20 protein-coding genes are annotated in these 22,661 nt (G+C 37.4%); 14 read left to right on the forward strand and 6 right to left on the reverse strand.

The window, feature by feature from the left end:
• The coding region (locus tag JEM65_RS19770; RefSeq protein WP_262895271.1) for a type II toxin-antitoxin system PemK/MazF family toxin at positions 1-236 on the forward strand (236 nt) is incomplete at its 5' end.
• Between the two features lie 349 nt (positions 237-585).
• Here the strand turns inward: JEM65_RS19770 and JEM65_RS19775 are convergent.
• Positions 586-1,149 carry a PIN domain-containing protein gene (locus tag JEM65_RS19775; protein ID WP_199603277.1) on the reverse strand — a complete coding sequence of 188 codons (564 nt, stop codon included), beginning with the start codon at positions 1,147-1,149 and terminating at the stop codon, positions 586-588.
• Entirely contained in the window at positions 1,139-1,594 is a 456-nt protein-coding gene (locus JEM65_RS19780; RefSeq protein ID WP_199603278.1) for a helix-turn-helix domain-containing protein, read from the reverse strand. The genes JEM65_RS19775 and JEM65_RS19780 overlap by 11 nt, the downstream gene beginning before the upstream one ends.
• A 547-nt stretch (positions 1,595-2,141) precedes the next feature.
• On the opposite strand from JEM65_RS19780, the gene JEM65_RS19785 reads away from it, so the two are divergent.
• From JEM65_RS19785 to JEM65_RS19805, 5 genes are all read left to right on the forward strand, one after another.
• On the forward strand, positions 2,142-2,516 hold the full coding sequence (locus tag JEM65_RS19785) for a nuclear transport factor 2 family protein (protein ID WP_199603281.1): 375 nt from the start codon (positions 2,142-2,144) through the stop codon (positions 2,514-2,516).
• Positions 2,517-2,850: 334 nt separating this feature from the next.
• Positions 2,851-3,339, forward strand: a complete 489-nt coding sequence (locus tag JEM65_RS19790; RefSeq protein WP_199603283.1) for an AAA family ATPase — start codon at positions 2,851-2,853, stop codon at positions 3,337-3,339.
• A gap of 365 nt (positions 3,340-3,704) precedes the next feature.
• Positions 3,705-4,184 carry a DUF6252 family protein gene (locus JEM65_RS19795; protein WP_199603285.1) on the forward strand — a complete coding sequence of 160 codons (480 nt, stop codon included), beginning with the start codon at positions 3,705-3,707 and terminating at the stop codon, positions 4,182-4,184.
• 248 nt (positions 4,185-4,432) lie between these two features.
• Positions 4,433-5,071: an outer membrane beta-barrel protein gene (locus JEM65_RS19800; RefSeq protein ID WP_199603287.1), complete on the forward strand. Its 639-nt coding sequence runs from the start codon at positions 4,433-4,435 to the stop codon at positions 5,069-5,071.
• A 533-nt stretch (positions 5,072-5,604) separates the two neighbouring features.
• Positions 5,605-7,083 carry a Fic family protein gene (locus JEM65_RS19805; protein WP_199603288.1) on the forward strand — a complete coding sequence of 493 codons (1,479 nt, stop codon included), beginning with the start codon at positions 5,605-5,607 and terminating at the stop codon, positions 7,081-7,083.
• Between the two features lie 443 nt (positions 7,084-7,526).
• Here the strand turns inward: JEM65_RS19805 and JEM65_RS19810 are convergent, their stop codons facing one another.
• Positions 7,527-7,670: an Arm DNA-binding domain-containing protein gene (locus JEM65_RS19810; protein WP_233530752.1), complete on the reverse strand. Its 144-nt coding sequence runs from the start codon at positions 7,668-7,670 to the stop codon at positions 7,527-7,529.
• Between the two features lie 432 nt (positions 7,671-8,102).
• Here JEM65_RS19810 and JEM65_RS19815 point away from each other — a divergent pair, with 432 nt between their 5' ends.
• The 3 genes from JEM65_RS19815 (at position 8,103) to JEM65_RS19825 (ending at position 8,987) form a co-directional block, all read left to right on the forward strand.
• Complete coding sequence (locus JEM65_RS19815; RefSeq protein ID WP_199603292.1) at positions 8,103-8,480, forward strand: hypothetical protein; 378 nt, start codon at positions 8,103-8,105, stop codon at positions 8,478-8,480.
• A 106-nt stretch (positions 8,481-8,586) separates the two neighbouring features.
• Entirely contained in the window at positions 8,587-8,778 is a 192-nt protein-coding gene (locus tag JEM65_RS19820; RefSeq protein WP_199603293.1) for a hypothetical protein, read from the forward strand.
• Positions 8,779-8,837: 59 nt separating this feature from the next.
• Complete coding sequence (locus tag JEM65_RS19825) at positions 8,838-8,987, forward strand: hypothetical protein (RefSeq protein WP_199603295.1); 150 nt, start codon at positions 8,838-8,840, stop codon at positions 8,985-8,987.
• 68 nt (positions 8,988-9,055) lie between these two features.
• On the opposite strand, the gene JEM65_RS19830 is transcribed toward JEM65_RS19825, so the two are convergent.
• The 3 genes from JEM65_RS19830 to gldJ all read right to left on the reverse strand — a co-directional run bounded on the left by JEM65_RS19830 (position 9,056) and on the right by gldJ (position 13,699).
• Complete coding sequence (locus tag JEM65_RS19830; RefSeq protein ID WP_199603297.1) at positions 9,056-10,333, reverse strand: phenylacetate--CoA ligase family protein; 1,278 nt, start codon at positions 10,331-10,333, stop codon at positions 9,056-9,058.
• Positions 10,334-10,687: 354 nt separating this feature from the next.
• Positions 10,688-11,971, reverse strand: a complete 1,284-nt coding sequence (locus tag JEM65_RS19835; RefSeq protein WP_199603299.1) for a UDP-N-acetylmuramoyl-tripeptide--D-alanyl-D-alanine ligase — start codon at positions 11,969-11,971, stop codon at positions 10,688-10,690.
• A gap of 66 nt (positions 11,972-12,037) precedes the next feature.
• Positions 12,038-13,699 carry a gliding motility lipoprotein GldJ gene (gldJ, locus tag JEM65_RS19840; protein ID WP_199603301.1) on the reverse strand — a complete coding sequence of 554 codons (1,662 nt, stop codon included), beginning with the start codon at positions 13,697-13,699 and terminating at the stop codon, positions 12,038-12,040.
• A gap of 324 nt (positions 13,700-14,023) precedes the next feature.
• On the opposite strand from gldJ, the gene porU reads away from it, so the two are divergent.
• From porU to JEM65_RS19865, 5 genes are all read left to right on the forward strand, one after another.
• The gene (gene porU, locus JEM65_RS19845; protein ID WP_199603305.1) at positions 14,024-17,881 is read left to right on the forward strand and encodes a type IX secretion system sortase PorU; all 3,858 of its coding nucleotides are present in this window, start codon (positions 14,024-14,026) and stop codon (positions 17,879-17,881) included.
• Between the two features lie 62 nt (positions 17,882-17,943).
• Positions 17,944-19,146, forward strand: a complete 1,203-nt coding sequence (gene porV / locus JEM65_RS19850) for a type IX secretion system outer membrane channel protein PorV (protein WP_199603307.1) — start codon at positions 17,944-17,946, stop codon at positions 19,144-19,146.
• Between the two features lie 105 nt (positions 19,147-19,251).
• On the forward strand, positions 19,252-19,734 hold the full coding sequence (gene cdd / locus JEM65_RS19855) for a cytidine deaminase (RefSeq protein ID WP_199603309.1): 483 nt from the start codon (positions 19,252-19,254) through the stop codon (positions 19,732-19,734).
• Positions 19,735-19,933: 199 nt separating this feature from the next.
• The gene (gene pdhA, locus JEM65_RS19860; RefSeq protein ID WP_199603311.1) at positions 19,934-20,932 is read left to right on the forward strand and encodes a pyruvate dehydrogenase (acetyl-transferring) E1 component subunit alpha; all 999 of its coding nucleotides are present in this window, start codon (positions 19,934-19,936) and stop codon (positions 20,930-20,932) included.
• Positions 20,933-20,935: 3 nt separating this feature from the next.
• On the forward strand, positions 20,936-22,627 hold the full coding sequence (locus JEM65_RS19865) for a pyruvate dehydrogenase complex dihydrolipoamide acetyltransferase (RefSeq protein WP_199603313.1): 1,692 nt from the start codon (positions 20,936-20,938) through the stop codon (positions 22,625-22,627).
• Positions 22,628-22,661 lie beyond the last annotated feature (34 nt).

The raw sequence follows: 22,661 nt of genomic DNA on the forward strand, positions 1-22,661 counted from the left end.
TATCGCCAGACGAAATAAACAGATTTCTGAAAACAATCGTTGTTGCGCCAATGACAACGAATTTGAAAAAATACCCGACCCGAATTCAGGTAAAACATAATAGTAAAAAGGGAATGGTCGCAATCGACCAAATCAGGACAATTGAGAAATCACGGATAATGAAAAAATTCGACAGATTAACTAAGTCCGAAATTCAAAAATGCAAGGACATTATCCGGGAGACTTTCGTGGACTGAAAAGTAGGAACCGAACATTGCGAGAAAGTACTAATGACAATAACTAAGAAGTATTCGGCTCACCGATTACTCCCTTCGGTCATGAGTAAGTTGGCCAGAGCTGAATACCGTGTTGACGCATCCGGTTGGTTTGGCGTCTATGGGCAAAACGTTGGGTTGGGCTAATTATATTTACGATTTGCCAACTTGCAAAAGGATGAGCTTATAGTTGTAGATTAAATTAGAAGAGCCGTATGATGGGAGACTATCACGTAGGTTCCCTGCCCGTTCGGCAGGAGGGTGTGAGAGGGGAAGGGTGAAACTCTCTTTTCCTAATAGACCACGTAACGTTGGCATTAATTATGACGTACTAAATAAGTGAATGTAGATAATTGGCGGAATTAATCAATCCGTTTTTTCTTAAGTTATCTAAAACTTCATACTCATCTAAATCTGGATTTCTTCGATTTAAAACTAATTTTCTAAAAGCCTCTAATGCTTTTTCGTGATTTAAATCAATAACATCTGCAATAAAGTCATCTGCAGATTTTGCGACCAAACCAAAAGTAGCCAAATAATCCTCTGGAAAATCTTTTAAATTATTTGTAACTATAACATTTGCATTAGTTTTAATTGCTGCAGCAAGCACATGACAATCCTTTTCATCAGGTAAGGTCAACCCAGGAATTAAAGGCTCATAATTTACGATCAAGGCATCAGGAAATGCTAGATTTGCAATTTTAGACCTTTTTTTTATTTCCTCTTTGCTTATCCCTTTCCTTTCCATTACGTCTTCCCACTCACAAAAAATATGACTACTCCATTTTGGAGTAAACAATTCATAATGAGCAAACCAAAAAAGTAAATCTCTGATTTCAATTGGATAAATAACATTTGTGTCAAGAACACATGTGAAACGAACACTATGAATCATATAAACCTAATTCTTCGTCAGACTTCATCATTTCAATTAGAAGTTTTTCCTGTTTCGATTTCATTTCCTTCTTATAATTCATTACATCCTCAAATTTAACTCTACGATGTCTTCCTACTAAAGTAAATGGAATATTGCCTTCCTCAAGTAATTTAACAAAATGAGGTCTTGAACAACCTAATAATTCAGCTGCTGCTTGTGTTGTCATTTCAGTAGCAATAGGAACTAAAGAAATTGGTTGACCTTGACTCGTTGCTTTTAATATTTTAGCTAAAAGTTTAAGAGCTTTTAACGGAATTTTTATTTTTTCAGAAGTTTCTTCTATTTCAATTTCTGGGTTCTCCGAATGTAACTCTTCCAAAGTCGCAGCAAGAGCATTATACGACTTCATCGCTGCAATTTGCTCTTTTTTGGAAGGTTTTTTTATGTCATTAAAGTATTCCATACCGCATTAGTTTATTATTAGTTAACAACAAATATAAACGAAATAAACGAAACGAAATTATATAGAAATGTTAATTTTTAAAAATAGAAGAAACTAATGCCGACAACTACGTGTTCGGCTCGCCGCACCTGTCCCGCCTTAGCGGGGTAGGCCAGAGCTGAATATTGTGTTGACGCATCCGGTNNACGTTGGGTTAAGGGAAGGGTATTTGGAAGTTGTGCTATTTTGGACGGCCAAGTAGTATAGAACCGTCTTGTTCTATAACTTGTTAAGTGCTTTGTTTGTGGTTTGAATTTAGGATGCCTGGTTTTTACCGTTTAGTTTAAAGTTGGGGCTTATTTGGCCCCTAATTAGTTGGGAGTGCCATTTTAGATTTCAAATTTATACATTTGAGATATGAACTATAAGAAATGGACCTTGGATGCTTTACAGGAACTGGGTATATTTGAGAACGACAAACAGAAATGGCATGGGGAGCATAGGTTGTATATATGTCACTCTGTGTTATATATACACATGTTGTAAGCAATCTGAAAATACATTCGCAATGAAAGAAAAGATAAAAAAAAATGCTGTAGATTTTTATAAAATGGCTTATGAAGGAAATCCAAGAAAAGCAACGGAATTATATGTTGGTGCGGAATATATCCAACATAATCCTGATGTAGAAAACGGAATTGAAGGATTTATTGAATATTTTGAGCGAATGCAAACCGAATATCCAAATAAATCAATTGAATTTGTGAGAGTAATAGCGGAAAACGATTTGGTTGCTCTACATACTCATCAAATTTGGCCTGATAACGATGAATATGTGACAATGGATTTCTTTAGATTTGATAAGAGCGGAAAAATCGTTGAGCATTGGGATTCGATTCAGCAAATACCGAAAAATTCCGCCAATAAAAACAAAATGTATTAACGCCAAATTGGACGGTAGAATTGTAAAAAAGAACGTGGAAAGCCTGCTTACAACAACGTTAACCGTTGCACAACCCCATGAATTCATAAAAAACGACCTCATTTAAGCCCTTTTTAGGGCTTTTTTGTTTTTTATTTTGGCTGTCTAGCTAAATTCTGGGGGGCTTAAATTGAAGTTTAAAAAAACATATGTACTCCGTTTGATTGAAGAGAAATATGATTTATATTTCCGTGAAAATAAGCACCAAAAGGTACGACTATCCCTCCAATCGGGGTGGTAATTGGTATATTTAGTGCTTGTATAAACAAGTTACCACATATTTGATAAAAACGAAATGATACACCTAATAGTTGGAAATACAGGTTCTGGAAAAACGACATACTCAACGGAATTGAAAAGAAAAACAAACGGAATTATTTTTTCAATTGACAAGTGGAATAAGACATTATTCCTTGCCGACAAAAAGACGGGTGACGGTTTGGAATGGTTTTTAGAAAGAATAGATAGAGCTGAAAAAATGATAATGGAATTAGTTCAACAGTTGGAAAATTCAAAAACTGACTCTATTTTGGACTTGGGGTTATCAAAATTCGAGCATAGAGAAAAATTTAGAAAATTTGCCGACTCGAATGGATACGAACTAAAAATTCATTTTTTGGACATATCAAAAGAAACTCGATTAGAAAGAGTAATGAAAAGGAATAATGAAAAAGGAGCTACTTACGAATTTGAAGTAACTAAAGAAAATTTTGGCTTTATGGAAAGTTGGTTTGAGAAACCGAGCGTAAAAGAGATTGGCGACGGAGTAATTGTTGCGGAATAAAAATGTGCCACAATACCTAAGAATTCGGCTCGCCGATTACTCCCTTCGGTCATGAGTAAGTTGGCCAGAGCTGAATACTGTGTTGACGCATCCGATTGGTTTGCCGTTTATGGGTAAAAGGTTGGGTTGGGCTAATTATATTTACGATTTGGCAACTTGCAAAAGGATGAGCTTATATTTGTGAATAAAATTAGAAGAGCCGTGTGAGGGGAGACTTTCAAGCACGGTTCCCTGCCCGTTCGGCAGGCGGGTGTGAGAGGCCCGGGGTGAAACTCCCCTGGTCTACTCGACTACATTAACGTTGTAAATAATTTAACGCAACCTTTTATATAATAATCCATCTATTAGATAAAACTACTGCAATTATGAAAAAGTATAATTTAATTTTGGTTTTATTGTTGTTGATATCATTTGTAATTATTTCATGTGGTGATGATGACAATCTTGATGAACCTAATTATATTTCATCAAAAATAGATGAAGTAAACTGGGATGGAGTTCCAGAAATTAATATTAATCATGTGAACGACACTTTAACTTTACTTGGTTCAGGTAACGAACAAGTTATTGTCTTCAAAATTAAATTTAATGGTGTTGGCACATATAACTTATCAGGAAGTCAAGCTAGTTATTATACAACCATTGGTGGAGATGTAATTACTAGTTTATATACATTAGACGAAAATTTTTCTTCTCAAATCACAGTAACTAATTACAATTTAGAAGAAAATATAGTAAAAGGAAATTTCGAATTATTACTTCTCAAAAAATGGAGTAATCCTGAAAACAATGTCAATTCACTAGGTTTTACTAATGGTCAGTTCAGAGGAATCATCGCTGATTAAAAAAAACTAATGCCAATAACTAAGAATTCGGCTCGCCGATTACTCCCTTCGGTCATGAGTAAGTTGGCCAGAGCTGAATTTTGTGTTGACGAATCCGGTTGGTTTGCCGTCTATGGGTAAAATGTTGAGTTAAGGGAGGGATGGTTGGAGGTTACGCTGTGATTGATGTGGTCAATGTTTTGAACCCTATAAACAAGAGTAATCTTTTTATACACATGTAGCCACATACTTTTAAAACAAACAGTAATATGAAGAAAATACTACTAATAACATTACTGCTACTTCAATTTAGCTTGTATTCTCAAAACTCTTCACAGTGGAATATTGGAATAGAATATTCTGCTGATAATATTTCTTTTTCAGATGACGTAGATGGAATAGATTACATATTAACGGAAGGCGCAAATGGATATGAAGGTATAGAATATAATCAAAACAATTACACTTTAGGCCTTACATCCAATTACTTCTTTGGAGAGAAATGGGGGATATCTTCTGGACTTCTTTATTCTAATAAGGACTTTAAAGGAGACTTCCGTTGCATAAATTGTAATATTTATTCTGCACCCAACCCAGAAATTATAGAACAAAGGTTTCTGGTAATTCCCATATCAATTAATTACTCCTTGCTGACCGGTGGACTAAAACCGATATTGGAAGGCGGAATTAAGAATAATTTTGAAATTCAGAATAAAGCAAAGGGAAAAAGTAAAGGGTATTTTTTAGAAGCTTTCATAGGTGCCTCAATTAATTATGGATTTACTGAAAACTTAACTTCTGGGATTGGATATAATTACCAAACAGCTATATCTGATTTATATAAGTCGGATGAGTATAATTTAAGAACAAGTAGTTTCTTGTTGAAAATAAATTACGAGCTAAAATAACGTTAGGTAATAACCAAGAAGTATTCGGCTCGCCGATTATTCCCTTCGGTCATGAGTAAGTTGGCCAGAGCTGAATACTGTGTTGACGCATCTGGTTTATTTGCCTTCTATTGGTAAAACGTTGGGTCAAGGGAAGTATATTAGGAGGTTGCGCTGTTTTGGGCGGCCAAGTAGTATAGAACCCTCTTGTTTTATATAGCCATTGTTGGTGCTTTCCACTAATAATTTTTCTCTACACGAAAAGCACCAACTTGGTTCCCGAACCGGCCAATACACTTCTCCATCGCGTACGCTTTCCATCACTGCGGGGCTGACAAGTCAAAGTCTAGTCAAAAAACACATGGTACTTGGAATTTGATTGTTACTGGAAAATATTGTGCAAAAATTTATGTATAATGGAAAATATTTTACTATTGACTTATAATGGTCAATCTAATGGAAAATTCTAAAATCAAATTATAATAGAAAATATTTTACAATAATGTCATTATAATGGAAGATATTTTGCAATTTTGTAATTTAATACCTCTATAATGGAAAAAAACAGACCATTACACCTACAAGAAATCATCTATGGTTCAGCAGATTCCGTTACTTCCCGCAGGATATCCAAATGGGAAGATGATGGTCTTGTACGGAAAATAGCGTCAAGGCTTTATACCTCAAATCTTGAAGACGCACCTGCAGATATTATAAAACGAAACATTTTTCCTATTATTGGAAACCTATATCCAGATGCAGTATTGAGCCATCGTTCGGCTTTTGAATTTGCCCCCACAGCCAACGGACAGGTATTTGTGACTTACAAATACACTAAAAAAGTAAAACTTCCTGGTATTACGATTCGCTTTATGGAGGGTGTTCCTGCTATTCAAGGTGATACATCATTTTCTGGAGGGTTAATGGTCTCGCAAAAGGAAAGAGCCCTTCTTGAAAATCTTCAAGTATCACGACAAACAGGAGCCGACTCGAAGACACTTGCCTATCCACAGATAGAGGAAAAACTGGAACAAATCATCCGTGTAAATGGGGAGGACGAACTTAATGCCGTGAGAGATCGTGCACGAGACATTTCAGAAGAGATTGGGATGCAGAAAGAGTTTGAAAAACTAAATAAAATTATAAGCGCCCTTTTGTCCACACGACCTGCAAAAGAGTTGAAATCCCCAGTAGCAACAGCTCGTGCAATAGGTATGCCCTATGATCCTGCACGCTTGCAGTTGTTTGAAATATTATTTAGAGAACTGAAGCAGCAGGAATTTAAGAACCGAGAAGAACAAAATACAACAACTCAAGCATATCGTAATTTCGCCTTCTATGAGAGTTATTTTTCGAATTACATTGAAGGAACTGTTTTTGCAATCGATACTGCAAAACAGATCATTGCAACACAGCAACCGTTGCCTGAACGTGATGAGGATTCACACGACGTATTGGGTACGTATCAATTGGTTTCCAATAAGCAGGAAATGAAAATAGTCCCTTACTCGGGAGAGAATTTAATTGACATCTTGCAATACCGTCACGGAATATTGTTGAATGCGCGTAAGGATAAAGCACCCGGCAGGTTCAAGGACAAGAATAATCAAGCCGGAGACACCTCCTTTGTAGATATGGAATTGGTAAGGGGTACACTATTGCAAAGTTTTGATTTTTATAAGGCATTAACGCATCCCTTCACAAAAGCAGCATATATTATGTTTGTAGTTAGTGAGGTGCACCCATTTCTTGACGGAAATGGACGTATGGCACGAGTAATGATGAATGCAGAACTATCTACAGCTGGTCAGACAAAAATCATCATCCCAACAGTCTATCGGGAAGACTATTTAGGGGCGCTACGCAGATTGACGAGAAACAAAGACCCAAAAGTGTACATAAGAATGCTGGAACGTGCACAGGCATTTAGCCATACCATTTATGGGAGCGGTATGAATGAGATGGAAGATAAGCTGTGCCAGAGCAATGCTTTTAAGGAGAGCGATGAGGCGGTGTTGAAGATTGTAGAATAAGGGAAAATGGACAGAATGGAAGTCGTTAAATAGACTAAAAACAGTAGTGTTTAAATGACCAGGCTACAAATGTGGTTTTTCAGGTTTTATTGGTCTCAAATTGAGTTAAAACAAGGTACTTTAGTGCATCTCGCTTTAGCTTCTAAAAATATTTATTCAGTTTCTTTTTAGCCAAAAAAAGGTTGTGTAATTTAATCGAACTAATATGTTGCTTTCATTTGAGTAATCACGTACTGCTGACTTTAGTCAGATTTAAAAACCTATGGACTTTTAGTCCATAGTGGTTTAGTTAAACCTTTACACATTCGGATGCTTTTATCATAATGGTTTAGAAGTCAAACTCAATTAAGAGCAAACGGTTTTAAGGTGATTATCCTCTGTTTGTAGCGTCTATTTGAAGTTTGTTTTCCATTCTGTAAGGGATTTTTTTAACACTAAGATTTCTATTGCCCCACTCTTCCAACTCTAATATAGTGCCCCATATATTGAAAGGTTGAACGACGGTTTTTCGTAATTCGGATAGCAAGTGGATATAAGCCTTCTTTATTGGGCTTTTTGCGTAGAACTATTTTTGCATTTGAAGACATAATTGACCTGTTTTGCGTACGAAAGTCAAATCAGGTACAGCATTCTGTTTGGAATGTATTTTTTGCCTAAGAATTACCTTAAAGGCACGAATTTATTGCTCTTTTTAGGTACAACAAATGCTGAAATCAATTGATATTAGATGATATCAAGGAAAATTAGAAATCATGTAAACCATTGAAAATGAACAACTTTGATACTGTTTAGGCAAATGTACGCTAGACTTAGACATCTAAATCTATTTAACGATTTCTTGTAAAAACTGAATGGACTGAAATGGGGACTATGTAGCTTATAAACTCAAAATAAATTTTATTTAGTTAGGATTGATATTATTTGTAGCTTTAATGTTCGAAATCATTTCATACGTATAAAAAAATGACCTATTCGGTTACCTTTCAAATTTTAAATATCATAGACGTCTAATAATCAATATGTTGAAGTCACTGGTTCGAATCCAGTATGGACCACATCAAGCGCAATCCCAATGTCAGAGATATTGGGATTTTTTGTTTCCAGAAACGCCAAGCCTTTTCGGCTTGAGAGTTTCTGGAAACAAAAAATACAAAAGTGCGTTTTCGCACTTTGGGATTACATTTGCAGGAGTCGACCCCATCTGGATCAACGGAGTTAATCCTGTTAAGTTAAAAATGGAAACGCAACGCCATTTCGGCTTGAGCGTTTCTGGAAACAAAAAATACAAAAGTGCGTTTTCGCACTTTGGGATTACATTTGCAGGAGTCGACCCTATCTGGATCAACGGAGTTAATCCTGTTGAGTTAAAATGGAAACGCCAAGCCATTTCGACTTGAGCGTTTCTGGAAACAAAAAATACAAAGTGCGTTTTCGCACTTTGGGATTGCATTTGGGGGAGTTGTATTGATCTGGATCAACGGAGTTAATCCTGTTAAGTTAAAAATGGAAACGCCAAGCCATTTCGGCTTGAGCGTTTCTGGAAACAAAAAATACAAAAGTGCGTTTTCGCACTTTGGGATTACATTTGCAGGAGTCGACCCTATCTGGATCAACGGAGTTAATCCTTTTAAGTTGAAATCGGAAATGCCAGATCATTTCAATGTCGGGAAGAAAACAAAAGTCAATGGGGTATAATTTAGTGCCGCCTGTTCAGAATATTACAATAAAAACTGATAACCGTTAAATACACGTATATGCCAAAACCCAAAGGTCAAAAGAACGGAAATAATAAGGCGAAGCACACGAAGCTGCTGGATAGAAAAATAAACAAGAAGAAGGAAGAAAAGGCACTTCGGAAGGAAAAGCTGAAGGCTATCATCAATAAAGCGAAGTCTGGAAGATGAGTTTGCGTCACCGAGCATTAAAATAAAGTGACAAGATTAAATACCCTAAAAAGACAGAAAAAGATGCTCTATATACTGTTCCGATACAAATTAACGGTTTTCCTATGTTTGCCAGAATTCAATAAAGGGATGCCTTCAACATAGATCACCTCAAAATCAGCATCCTCACCCAGGTAGGATTTAAATTCATTTACTAATTGTGCTTCCCTTTTAAAACCAGTAGGACAATTAATTTTAAATTCGTAAGATTTTTCTCCTACTTGGATCAATTGGTACTGTTCAATTTCCAAATAGTTCCACATGTTTCTACCTACAATATATGAGGTTATAGCCTCTCCAGAGGTGTCAAATAATAAATCTAACTTACGGCCTTCAACACTTTTAAGATAGGTCTTTCCATTCCGTATCTCCTTAACTCCCATATCTCCAGTATCATATCTAATAAATGGCATCGCATAATTATAGAGATCTGTTAAGACAATGCGTCCAAGGAGTCCATCAGCTAAAAGTTCATCTTTTTCTGGATGGAAAATTTCAATGATATAACTTGCGGTGTTTACAAGAAAATAATCTGTATCCTTTTCCTGTTGGGCCATAATACCGTTTTCAATATTACTGTATCTAGAAACAACTGGACACTTGAACAAATTTTTAATCTTTAGGCGCGACTCACGGGATAGTCCTTCAGACATTGTGATAACGCCTGAGAATTTACACTGTAAATTATCAATATTATTTTTCTCACAATATCTAACAATGTGTTCTAATGCTGAAACATAGCCTAAAACAGTGTGTACTTTGTGTGAGTGCTTTTTGAAACCATTAATCAAGTTCTGGATTTCTTTATCATTTAAACCTTGAACATCTATTGTTGAGATCTGCTGTAATTTGTATACCCAGGGCGCTTGCATCTTTTCTTTTACCCATATCTTTAAATAAATTAATCTATGGCCCAAGTGATAGCCACCCAAGTTGCCAAAATAGAGTGTGTCTCCATAGTTGCGAACTTTTTTCTTCTTATCTTGATAAACAGAAAACGGAGTTCCGGTTGATCCCGAAGTGCTCATTTTAATCAATTCCTTGTCTTCAAAATTAGTTGCTCTAAACTCCTTGAAGTTCGATTTAATTATAGACTTATTGACTATAGGAAAGTTATTCAAGCTTTTGAAATCAATATTCTTATAAAATGATACATTGATATGACTGTGAAGCAGAAGACTATCTAAAGTAGATGAAGAACTTCCTGTCTTTGACTCAAAATGATCTTTTATTTCTGTATAATTTCTACGGATTTTTGAACCTCCCAGGCAATCCTTAAATTTAAATAAAACACTTGTTCTGTTCATGGAGTTAGGGGTGCCAAATGATAAATTTTTTTTGAACAAACCCAAATGCTTTCCTTACAAGTTTTTATTTACTTATAGTAATAGCCCGATATGGGAAACAAATTTGTATAACTACTTAGGGAAATGTTCAATTTTATCATTAAAATTAAAAGTAATTATCAAAAAAACAAGCAGAAAAGAGATTATTTTACGATTTAATGAATTGTGAGATGCACTACCTGTATTCATTAACACAACTGGGCCAATCGTAGAACAGCAATCCTTAAATCGGGATACGAGTTAAATAGCCTACTCCCTGCTATTTTTGGTTTTTAAATCTGTGATTAGATAATTAGCATATAATTGTGCCGTCATCTATAAAATCTCTAAAATCCGCTCCAAAGCCATTCCTCGTGAACCTTTTATTAAAAGAAATGCGTTTTCTATTTTAGTACGCCTAAGATATGCCTTTAAATCTTCAAAAGTTTCAAATTTCAGAATGGCATCAGTATTGACTTCTGTTTTATAAAAATTCTTACCTATTAAGTAAGCTTGACCTAAGGGATGTGTCTCGAGATAATCCACAATGCCTTGATGCTCGCTTTCTGCAGTTTGACCCAATTCAAACATATCACCTAAAAAAACCATTTTATTTTCTTGGAGTAACTGTTTGAAATTTTCCAACGCGGCCAGCATACTTGTGGGATTGGCATTATAAGCATCCATAATGACAGTGTTGCTTTTTTTATGGAGAATCTGCGATCTGTTACTTGTGGGTGTATACTGTTCAATGGCGTTGATAATAGCTTCATGATTCACTTCAAAATAGGAGCCCACAGCAATAGCAACCGCAATGTTATTGAAATTGTAGGTGCCTGCCAGCTGGCTTTTAACTTCAGTTCCGTTGTAGTTGAGCGTCACGTACGGTTGCGATTTGATCAGCTCTAAGGTGGCGCCTGTAGAGGTTAACATCCCGAACTTAAAGACCTTTGGAGAGTTTAAGGTCTGCTTTACCTGTATGGGGTCATTGTCATTGACGAAAATTATTTTCTGGTGTTTGGTTAAATAGTCATATAACTCAGATTTGGCTTTAATGACGCCATCTAAACTACCAAAACCTTCCAGATGTGCTTTCCCAAAATTCGTGATCAAGCCATAATCTGGGAGCGCAATGCTGCATAATAATTCAATTTCTTTCGGATGGTTGGCGCCCATTTCGACAATTCCAATTTCAGTGCGCTCATTCATCTGTAGGAGAGTCAACGGCACGCCTATATGATTGTTCAGATTGCCTTGCGTAGCGGTGGTGGTATATTTTTTTGATAATACCGCGTGAATCAATTCTTTGGTTGTGGTTTTTCCGTTGCTACCGGTGAGTGCCAGGATAGGAATCTTCAATTGGGCTCTATGGTAGGTAGCGAGGTGCTGTAAGGTGTCCAAAACATCTTCTACCAGTATATAACGAGCGTCTACAGCATATTCCTTTTCGTCCACAACGCAGTATTTCGCTCCAGATTCCAAGGCTTGTCCCGCAAATTTATTACCATTAAATTTATCGCCTCTTAGGGCGAAAAAAAGACAGTCTTTCTCAATTTTTCGAGTGTCCGTACAAACCGTTGTGCATTTTAAGAAATGCGTATAAAGTGTTTCTATAATCATTAAATAAATGTAACAAAAAAGTCCTAACTCAGCGTTAGGACTTTTTAAAATTTTATAAAGTAAAACTTACTGTCTTGATTTGTTGTTTCTTTTCGATTTAGAACCTACTCTTGACATGGCACATCTAAAGCCAATATAATCTGTGGCCATATCTTGCGGGAAATAACGACGTTGTGCAGGATCTAGCCAATATGCTCTGTCTTTCCATGAACCGCCTTTATAAACTCTGACATTGTCATTGATCAGAGAGGTCCTGTCATTGGATTTGTCATATGTTCTTACTATAGCCCCAGTAGAATCAGTTTCTACTTTGTGGTTTGGAGAATTATACATCTGCCTTGTTCCTGTTTCATCTTCATCAAAGTTGTCACTATAATAACGTGATGATCTCTTATCTCCATCTCTAAAGTTTCTATTATCACTGACGTCAAAATTAGTTCTTAGGTAAGAGTCCTCCCGAGTAATAGGTACTTGTAAAATTTCACCGGGTAAATTTCTAGGTACAACTTGCCCGTTACTTAACGTATCGTAAGTCATATCTTGAGTTGTTACCACTTTTACTGTCCCATCTTCGTTGATGGCGTTTTTTGTGTAGACGTTGCCACGGTAATAGTTAAAGTCATTAAACTCATCGTCAACAATAGGTCTGTAGACATCTGCAACCCATTCTGCTACGTTTCCTGCCATATCATATATTCCAAAATCATTAGGTGCATAAGATTTTACGGCATTGGTAATATCTGCCCCGTCGTCAGACCAGCCTGCTATTCCGCCATAATCGCCCTTACCTTGTTTAAAGTTAGCCAATTGGTCTCCTCTCGATTTTCTTTTCCCAGAGCGTGTGTATTGACCACTCCAAGGGTATTTCTTTCTACCACGAATGGTGTTGTAGTTTCTTAACTCACTTAGGCCAAGCGCTGCATATTCCCATTCTGCCTCAGAAGGTAAACGGTATTCTGGAGATATGACTCCTGATTCCTTTTTAGCGTAAATATTAATAGGATTGCCCTCAGCATCCGTTTGTTGTCTCTTTCTGCCTCCTTCTAGAACATCAGCATTACCACCATAAGTAGACGAAGGGCTGTTGATATAGGTGTCGGTATTAAAATTAGCTTCTCCACTCACATCAGTTAGACGTGCGTCTTTCTTCAAATAGCCAGCTTCTTCCAAATACAGCTCATTAACTCTATCCGTCCTCCATTTTGCAAATTCAACAGCTTGTATCCAGCTTACTCCCACTACAGGATATTCGCCATAACCTGGGTGACGCAAGTAGTTCTCAGTCATCACTTCACTGTACCCTAAACGATTTCTCCATACCAATGTGTCTGGTAAAGCACTGTTATAGATTAAACGGTAATTTGGATCTTCTGGAGGATAAACACGTTTTATATAATCTAAATATTCTAAGTACATTTTATTGGTCACCTCTGTTTCATCCATATAAAAGGACTGAACGTGCAGTTGACTAGGCGTGTTGTTCCAGTCGTGCATAGGATCATCTTGTACTTTGCCCATAGTAAAAGTACCACCTTCTACAAAGACCAAACCTGGGGATGTTTCTTGTTCTTTAAAATCGGTGTTATATTGGAAGCCTCCATTCTTATCATTGATCGTCCAGCCCGTTGCTCTAGATTCATTTGATGAAGATTTTTTACAGCCAACCATTGCTAAAGAAAGCATTAGGGCAAATGCAATCCTTATATTAATGATGTTTTTCATATCCATACTTTTAAGTAAGCTAATTAATTTAGTGACGCAATATAGTAATTAAAGAGAAATTAACAACAGTTTTTATTAAATAGATTAAAAAAATGCTGCATTTCATCCTTGTTTTTGAACACAACGTCGGATTTTTGATCGTTTTGTCGATGTATTTAGTAGTTTATTAACGCCTGTAAAAAGTAATTATTGTTGTAATTTTGAATAAAACCAGAGCGGTCATAATTTCATGTGGAGTAAAACGCTAATTTTTCTGCCTATGATGTGGTTTCCGTTGATAGGAATACCCACAAATTATTCCTATTTTTTGCAAATGAATTTTATATCCCCATGAGAATAACCTTACTCCTGTTTTTTGGGTTATTGGCATCCTTTGGTTTTGCCCAAGAAAAGCATTTTGAGATTTTATGGAACGGCACCGTAGTTTTGGAAACGGCCTATTCAACAATAACAGTTCCTTCTTTTGATAAAGATCACTTTAGTTTTGATGTTCATACAGGACTTAAATTTTTTTCACAGTGGAGCTCTGAAGGCACCATTAACAAAAATTCTGTTGCGATTACTAATGTGTCTTATACCGTCATTTCAGCTGATGAATTAAAATCCATTCCTTTAGAAACAATTCCGACCGCTCCAAAACTGCATTTTGAAAATACAACCGCTAGAGATAAAACATACGCCTATCTTGAAGTATCCCCTATTGTTAAAGACAATGGTGTTTATAAAAAGATAACCTCTTTTTCTATAACCTATAATACTTCGGCTAATAGAGCGGGCAATACAAGGGGCGTCCAAGATAGGGTGAGTAATTCTGTACTCAATTCTGGGACTTGGTACCGTTTTTATGTGGATAGATCAGGGGTGTTTAAATTGACCAAGAGCTTTTTGAACAGTCTCGGACTAAACACAAATGCTGTAGATCCTAGAACTGTTAAAATTTACGGCAATGGTGGTGCTATGTTGCCCTTGCCCAACTCAAAACCGTATCCTCTAGACCTTACTGAGAACGCTATACAATTTATAGGAGAAGAAGATGGAGAGTTTAATAACACTGACTATATCCTGTTTTATGCTGAAGGCCCGGTGGATTATAATCAGGATAGTAACACCAATTATAACGTGTTTACTGACAAAAGTTATTATTATATAAATGTCAGTGGCAGTTTGGGGAAACGTATCCAACCTCTGCAACAACCTGAAGCAGCGTCAACTTACTTGGTCAATACCTTTCAGGATTATCAGTTTCATGAAGTTGATGAAGTAAACATTGTACGTGTTGGCAGGCGTTGGTTTGGAGATAAGTTTGATGTTGAACATGAAAAGGAGTTTGTGTTTAACTTTCCAAATCTTATAACAACAGAATCAGCCCATGTAAAGGTGTATGCAGCATCCACTGCTGAAGTGTCGACCTCAATGGAGATTAAAATCAATGGGAATGTTATGTCCACCTTTAGGTTTACGCCCATTGGCACCTCTATTTTAGCAGATGGTAAAACGTTTGATAACAAGGTTAGTTTAAGTTCACCTGAGGTAAAGGTAAGGTTGACGTATAATAATGCTGGAAACCCAACTGCGCATGGCTATTTAGATTATATATCCATAGAAGCCACGCGCCAATTGGCATTTGAGGGCTCCCAGTTTATGTTCAAAAACAATCAGGTGGCAACTACACCGGGAATTGTTGAATATAGTTTGACCAACGCTTCTGCAGTTTCTGAAATTTGGGATATTAGCAATAAGTATGACGTGGCGAGTGTTATGAATACTGAAGCAAATGCACTCTTGAGCTTTAAAGCAATTTCTGGAATTGCCAAAAAGTACATTGCAGTAACACCCTCTGATTATTACGAACCCTTACGGGATGGCAAAACAACGGTCAACAATCAAAATATCAAAGGGAGCATATTTAAAGATGGGCAAGGGCAATTTAAGGATGTAGATTATCTTATAGTTTCTCCCAATAATTTGGTGTTGCAAGCCGAACGTCTGGCACAGATTAATAGAGATCAGAACAATCTCAATGTCAAAGTAGTCACGCTCGATGAAATTTATACCGAGTTCAGTTCAGGAAATCAAGACGTAGCCGCCATTCGCAATTTAGTGCGTTATGTTTATCAGAATGCAAGTGTGCCGGAAAAGCGACTCAAATACCTCTGTCTTTTTGGGGATGCTTCCTTTGACTATAAGGATAGAATACCAAACAATACTAATCTGGTCCCCTCATGGCATTCCGTAGATAGTTTTAGTTTGACCAATGCCTTTGTTTCTGATGATTTTTTTGGGATGATGGATGATAATGAAGGCGATATGGCAGCTTCGAACAAGTTGGACATTGCTGTGGGAAGAATTCTGGCAGAGACGCCACAACGCGCCAAAGAAATGGTCGATAAAATAGCCTTGTATTATAAGGATACCTCTTATGGGAGTTGGAGAAATAACGTTGTGATGGTGTCTGATGATGTGGATGTGGCTTGGGAACGTGTGTTGCAGGAAACTACTGACCAGATTGGAGACACTATTACTGCTGAAAAACCATTTTTAAATGTGGTTAAGATCCATTCAGATGCCTATCAACAACAATCTTCAGCTAGTGGAGAGCGGTATCCTGATGTCAACAAGTCGCTTAAGGATGCGATTGAAGTGGGGGCATTGGTGGTCAATTATTTTGGACATGGGGGTGAAGATGGCTTAGCGTCTGAACGCATTTTTGACAAGAACGATTCGCAGGAGATCAAGAACTTTTGTAAGTTCCATTGTTTTGTGACGGTTACTTGTGAGTACACACGCTTTGATAACCCTTTTCGTCCAACAGCCGGAGAATACACCTATTGGAATACCCAAGGTGGCGCCATTGGTTTGATAACAACTACGCGACAAATTTTCGTCAATGTGGGGGTCGCCTTTAATGTAAAATTGGAAAAGTATCTTTTTGGGATGGGTTCAGCCGATTATCCTTCTATGGCAGAAGCCTTACGTCTTACAAAAAATGACCCTGCTATTTCTGGAATTCAACAAAGACGCTTGGTATTTTTTATTGGTGATCCCGCCATGAAGCTCGCCTTTGCACAGCCAAACATTCAGCTGACCAAAATTAACGATAAACCTCTGGGCCAAACCAACGACACCTTAAAGGCATTGAGTAAAGTTAAAATGTCTGGAGAGGTTTTAGATCCTTCGGGACAGATAATGACAAACTATAATGGAATTCTTACCGCAACTGTTTTTGATAAAGACATACAACGTCAAACATTAGCTAATAATAATAGCACGCAGGATGGACAGCTCATTAAGATGGACTTCACCACGTTAGGGGAGAAGCTATTTATTGGTCAGGCCACGGTCACCAATGGCGTCTTTGATTTTGAATTTGTAGTACCAAGAGATATTGGCGTGCCTGTGGGTAGGGGGAAAGTGAGTTTTTATGCCCAAACAGAAACGCCCTTGCAAGACCAAGCCGGAGCAAACTTTGATATTATGGTAGGCGGCATCAACAAAAATGCAGCCATTGATAATACGGGTCCCATAGTAAATCTCTATATGAATGACGAAAATTTTGTGTCAGGCGGTATCACCAATGAAGCGCCTACATTATTGGTAAAGTTGGCAGATAATAATGGTATCAATACCGCCAGTGGTATTGGTCATGACATCATTGCCATACTTGACGGTGATGAAACGAACCCTTTTGTGCTAAATGATTATTATAAGGCACAAGTAGATGATTACACCCGTGGCGAAGTGTCCTATGCGTTTCGTGATCTCAAACCCGGATTACATACCTTGACTCTTAAAGCATGGGATGTGTATAACAACTCCAGCATTTCTGAAATTCAATTTGTCGTACATGACAAAGATCAGGAGTTGAAGATTGAAAACGTTCTAAATTACCCTAATCCCTTCATTAATTACACAGAATTTTGGTTCAACCACAATAGTTCACAACCTTTAGACGTTTCTATACAAATATTCACCATCTCAGGTAAATTGGTAAAAACCTTAAATAGTCAGACAAATTCAGGCGGCTGCTGTAATGAGAGCGCTTCGTCACTATCAAGGGATATTGTGTGGGATGGTCGCGATGATTTTGGAGATAAAATTGGAAAAGGTGTTTACGTGTATAAGCTTAAGGTGCGTTCCAATGAGTTAAATAAGCAAGTTGAGAAGATTCAAAAGCTTGTCATATTATAATTATAATTTATATTTGTTAAATACCCAGGTGCGAAAGCGCTTGATCTGATACTTAAGATCATATGAAAAGATACGTACTAGTCCTTATTACATTATCCGTTTACACTTTTGTTTCGGCACAAGAAACGGTCATCATTCAACCAGGTGACAGTAGAGTGATCACTACAGGAACCCCGTTTTTATTAATTGCTTCTGATGCCCGTGCCGCTGGTATGGGAGATATAGGGGTGGCTACTTCAGTAGATGCCTATTCCCAACAATGGAACCAATCGAAGTATGCGTTTTCTGAAGCGAAGTCAGGAATTGGAGTGAGTTATACACCCTATTTGAGCAAATTGGTAAATGATATTTTCTTAGGAAACGTGACGTATTTCAACAGAATAAATGAAAGAAGCGCTTTTGCAGCAAGTTTCAAATACTTCAGTTTAGGAGAAATCGAATTGGTTCAGGACGAGTTTTCTGAAGCCCTTATTGCAAAACCAAATGAATTGACCATTGATGCTTCCTACGCTTTACGATTAGCTAATCAGTTTTCTATGGCCGTTGGGTTGCGTTATTTGCGCTCTGATTTAAAAATACAAGCCTTAGACAATTCAGCCAAAGCTGCAAGTTCAGTAGCGGTTGATATTTCTGGATACTATCAAAGTGAAGAACAAGCTTATCTCACTTTTAATGGAAGAACACGTTTTGGCTTTGCCATTCAAAATCTAGGTCCTAAAATTAAGTATGATGATGGTGGACGTGAAAACTTTTTACCAACCAATTTAAGATTGGGAGGAGGGTTCGATTTTATTTTTGATGAGCACAACACATTGGCATTAACTGCTGAGGTTACAAAATTATTGGTGCCAACCCCGCCAATTATTGGTTACGAAGACACGAATGCAAATGGCAGGCAAGATGGCGATGAACCTACATTTATTGTTAGAGGAAAATCTCAGGATGTTGGGTTTTTGACTGGCGTCTTCCAATCTTTTGGCGATGCGCCAGATGGGTTTAGTGAAGAAATGAAAGAGTTTACATGGGCCTTAGGTGCGGAATACAGATATCAAGATTCTTTTGCTTTTAGAGCGGGGTACTTTAATGAAAGTGAAGATAAGGGAGCGCGTAAGTTTTTTGCTTTAGGGGCAGGGTTTAAATACACCACGATCAATATTGATATGTCTTACCTGTTCTCAACTTCAAAGGTTCAGAGTCCTCTAGAAAATACCTTGCGTTTTTCATTGACCTTTAATTTTGGAGACGGCACGTATCGTGAGTTTTAAGGTCAACAGGGATATATAAGATTACAAAAAAAACTATTGCTATTTAAAAGCAATAGTTTTTTTGTCTAAAAAAGTGTCGTATTTTTAAAAATAGATATATAACCAATGAAGGAAATAAAAATTGAATCCCTACTTACTGTTTATGATAGTTTAGACGAACTTCCAAAAGATGTCATGGCTTTAATGGAAAAAGCGATGGAAGCACGTAACAAATCATACGCTCCCTACTCAAACTTTAGTGTTGGCGCCGCCATTCTTTTAGAAAACAATGAGATCGTAATGGGTAGTAATCAAGAAAACGCCTCTTATCCGTCAGGCTTATGTGCAGAGCGGACTGCCATTTTTTATGCGGGTGCACAATATCCTGATGTTACTATGGTTAGAATGGCAATTATAGCAGGTTCAAAAAAGAAGGTTACTGACACGCCAATCCCACCTTGTGGAGCATGCCGTCAATCTATAGCAGAATATGAGATAAAACAAAATAAACCTATCGAACTTTATTTTATGGGAGAGAAAGGAAAGGTTGTAAAATCTCATTCTTTGGCAAATCTGTTGCCTTTAGTCTTTGATAAAACATTTCTATAACGTTTTCGTGTAAAATTTACGATTTTCAGTTTTTTCATTACTGCTTAAAGTGTTACTTTTGTTAATCTTTTAGTGATGCACAATTTTTACCCGTTTAAAAGCGAACTGAAAATTGTGGATTGAAGAAATTCTGCATATGGTGGGAGCTTCAGTTCTCTAAATTTAATGAGGTATTTAATTTTTTTAGAAATTATTTCGAATGCAAAAAATAACAAAAGAGGTTTACCTTAAATGGTATGAAGACATGTTGTTCTGGAGAAAGTTTGAAGACAAACTTGCCGCAGTCTATATTCAACAAAAAGTAAGAGGTTTTCTTCACTTGTATAATGGACAGGAAGCTATATTGGCGGGTGCTTTGCACGCCATGGATCTGACCAAGGACAAAATGATTACGGCCTATCGTAACCACGTTCAGCCTATCGGCATGGGCGAAGATCCAAAACGGGTTATGGCTGAGTTATACGGTAAGGCTACAGGTACCTCTCAAGGTTTGGGTGGTTCAATGCATATTTTTTCTAAAGAACATCGTTTTTATGGTGGTCACGGTATTGTAGGAGGTCAAATTCCTTTAGGTGCTGGTATTGCTTTTGGCGATAAATATCATGGTATTGACGCTGTAACCCTTTGCTGTTTTGGTGATGGTGCAGCGCGTCAAGGTTCTTTGCACGAAGCATTCAATTTAGCCATGTTATGGAAATTACCGGTAGTTTTTGTTTGTGAAAACAACGGCTACGCCATGGGAACTTCAGTAGCACGTACGGCCAACCATACAGATATTTGGAAACTTGGTTTAGGCTATGAAATGCCTTGCGGACCAGTGGACGGCATGAATCCTGTAAAAGTAGCAGAAGCTTTTGATGAAGCTATTCAACGTGCAAGACGCGGAGACGGACCAACATTCTTAGAGTTAAAAACATACCGTTACAGAGGTCACTCCATGAGTGATGCGCAACATTACAGAACCAAAGATGAGGTGGCGGAGTATCAAAAGATAGATCCAATTACACAAGTAAAGGACATCATTCTTGAAGAAAAATACGCTACGGAAGAAGATCTTAAAAAAATCGATAAAAGCGTAAAGGAACGCGTTGCGGAATGCGAAAAATTCGCTGATGAATCTCCTTATCCAGAAAAAAGCCTCATGTATGATGTGGTTTATGAGCAAGAAGATTATCCATTTATACAACACAAAATATAAGCTATGGCAACAGTAATAAATATGCCGCGTTTAAGTGATACCATGGAAGAAGGAACTGTGGCAACGTGGTTAAAGAAAGTGGGAGATAAAATAGAGGAAGGCGATATATTGGCTGAAATTGAAACCGATAAGGCCACCATGGAGTTTGAATCTTTTCATGAAGGGACATTATTATATATTGGCATTCAAGAAGGAGAAACCACTAAGGTTGATGAATTATTGGCCGTTATTGGAGAAGAAGGTGAAGATATTTCAGCTTTGATTGATGGCGGTGCTTCGGATAAAAAAGAAGAACCTTCAGAAGATAAAGCTTCTGATGAAGAGGATGCCTCTGTCTCAGATAAAGAAGAAGATTCTAAAGAAGAACCCAACAAGGAAGACGATTCAGAGTCTGACAAGCAAGAAACCTCAGGCGAATTGCCAGAAGGCGTTACAGTGGTTACCATGCCGCGTTTAAGTGATACCATGGAAGAAGGTACAGTAGCAACTTGGCTTAAAAAAGAAGGTGATACTGTTGAAGAAGGCGATATTCTTGCCGAGATTGAAACGGATAAAGCGACAATGGAATTTGAATCTTTCCAATCTGGAACCTTACTTTATATTGGGTTACAAGAAGGCGAAACCGCAAAAGTTGACTCTTTATTGGCCATCATTGGTCCTGAAGGAACGGATGCTAAAGCTATAGTCAAGAATTATAAATCAGAAGGCTCTGATAAAAAAGAGGAAACTCCTAAGAAGAAAGAGACTGCTGATACTGATAAAAAGGAAGCTTCAAAGGCTCCGGTAAAAGAAGAAAAGAAAGAAGCGCCTGTAGCGACGTCAACGTCAAGTTCAGATTCAGGTCGTGTTTTTGTATCTCCTTTGGCTAAAGCAATGGCTGAAGAAAAAGGCATCAACTTAGCAGAAGTCAAAGGGTCTGGAGGCAATGGACGTGTTATAAAACGCGATATTGAAAACTTTTCTCCTAGCGCAAGTTCTCCTGCTTCAGCTGGCAAATTTGTACCCTCAGGGCAAGAAGATTTTGATGAAAAACCAAACTCGCAAATGCGTAAAGTAATTGCAAAACGTTTGGCTGAATCTAAATTTACAGCGCCTCATTACTATTTGAACGTGGAGTTTGATATGGCTAACGCCATAGCTTTCAGAGAGCAATTCAACTCTATTCCTGATACAAAAATATCTTATAATGATATGATTGTTAAGGCCTGTGCCTTAGCATTAAAATTACATCCTCAGGTCAATTCACAATGGTTTGCTGATAAAATGCGCCTAAACAATCACGTACATATTGGTGTTGCGGTTGCGGTTGAAGACGGATTGGTTGTGCCCGTGGTGAAATTTGCCAACGAGCAAAGTTTACCTCAAATTGGAGCAGCGGTCAGAGATTTTGCAGGACGTTCAAGAACCAAGAAATTGACGCCTCAAGAAATGGAAGGCAGCACGTTTACGGTGTCTAACTTAGGAATGTTTGGTATTGAGAGTTTTACATCAATCATCAATCAACCAAACTCTGCAATTTTATCTGTAGGGGCTATTCTTGAAAAACCTGTAGTGAAAAACGGACAAGTTGTTGCTGGTCATACCATGAAACTTTCTTTGGCATGTGACCATAGAACGGTTGATGGTGCCACTGGAGCACAATTTCTTCAAACCTTAAAAGGATTTATTGAAAATCCGGTAACTATGTTAGTGTAATCTAAATATTGCCCGGTGAGAAGTCTACGGGTTT

Source organism: Gelidibacter salicanalis (assembly GCF_016469035.1).
GTDB classification, from domain to species: Bacteria; Bacteroidota; Bacteroidia; order Flavobacteriales; family Flavobacteriaceae; genus Gelidibacter; species Gelidibacter salicanalis_A.

Bases quoted from the DNA above. Each gene is read 5' to 3' on its own strand.
- JEM65_RS19775 (WP_199603277.1), bottom strand. From the start codon at position 1,149: ATGATTCATAGTGTTCGTTTCACATGTGTTCTTGACACAAATGTTATT.
- JEM65_RS19780 (WP_199603278.1), bottom strand. From the start codon at position 1,594: ATGGAATACTTTAATGACATAAAAAAACCTTCCAAAAAAGAGCAAATT.
- JEM65_RS19785 (WP_199603281.1), top strand. From the start codon at position 2,142: ATGAAAGAAAAGATAAAAAAAAATGCTGTAGATTTTTATAAAATGGCT.
- JEM65_RS19790 (WP_199603283.1), top strand. From the start codon at position 2,851: ATGATACACCTAATAGTTGGAAATACAGGTTCTGGAAAAACGACATAC.
- JEM65_RS19795 (WP_199603285.1), top strand. From the start codon at position 3,705: ATGAAAAAGTATAATTTAATTTTGGTTTTATTGTTGTTGATATCATTT.
- JEM65_RS19800 (WP_199603287.1), top strand. From the start codon at position 4,433: ATGAAGAAAATACTACTAATAACATTACTGCTACTTCAATTTAGCTTG.
- JEM65_RS19805 (WP_199603288.1), top strand. From the start codon at position 5,605: ATGGAAAAAAACAGACCATTACACCTACAAGAAATCATCTATGGTTCA.
- JEM65_RS19810 (WP_233530752.1), bottom strand. From the start codon at position 7,670: ATGTCTTCAAATGCAAAAATAGTTCTACGCAAAAAGCCCAATAAAGAA.
- JEM65_RS19815 (WP_199603292.1), top strand. From the start codon at position 8,103: ATGTTGAAGTCACTGGTTCGAATCCAGTATGGACCACATCAAGCGCAA.
- JEM65_RS19820 (WP_199603293.1), top strand. From the start codon at position 8,587: ATGGAAACGCCAAGCCATTTCGGCTTGAGCGTTTCTGGAAACAAAAAA.
- JEM65_RS19825 (WP_199603295.1), top strand. From the start codon at position 8,838: ATGCCAAAACCCAAAGGTCAAAAGAACGGAAATAATAAGGCGAAGCAC.
- JEM65_RS19830 (WP_199603297.1), bottom strand. From the start codon at position 10,333: ATGAACAGAACAAGTGTTTTATTTAAATTTAAGGATTGCCTGGGAGGT.
- JEM65_RS19835 (WP_199603299.1), bottom strand. From the start codon at position 11,971: ATGATTATAGAAACACTTTATACGCATTTCTTAAAATGCACAACGGTT.
- gldJ (WP_199603301.1), bottom strand. From the start codon at position 13,699: ATGGATATGAAAAACATCATTAATATAAGGATTGCATTTGCCCTAATG.
- porU (WP_199603305.1), top strand. From the start codon at position 14,024: ATGAGAATAACCTTACTCCTGTTTTTTGGGTTATTGGCATCCTTTGGT.
- porV (WP_199603307.1), top strand. From the start codon at position 17,944: ATGAAAAGATACGTACTAGTCCTTATTACATTATCCGTTTACACTTTT.
- cdd (WP_199603309.1), top strand. From the start codon at position 19,252: ATGAAGGAAATAAAAATTGAATCCCTACTTACTGTTTATGATAGTTTA.
- pdhA (WP_199603311.1), top strand. From the start codon at position 19,934: ATGCAAAAAATAACAAAAGAGGTTTACCTTAAATGGTATGAAGACATG.
- JEM65_RS19865 (WP_199603313.1), top strand. From the start codon at position 20,936: ATGGCAACAGTAATAAATATGCCGCGTTTAAGTGATACCATGGAAGAA.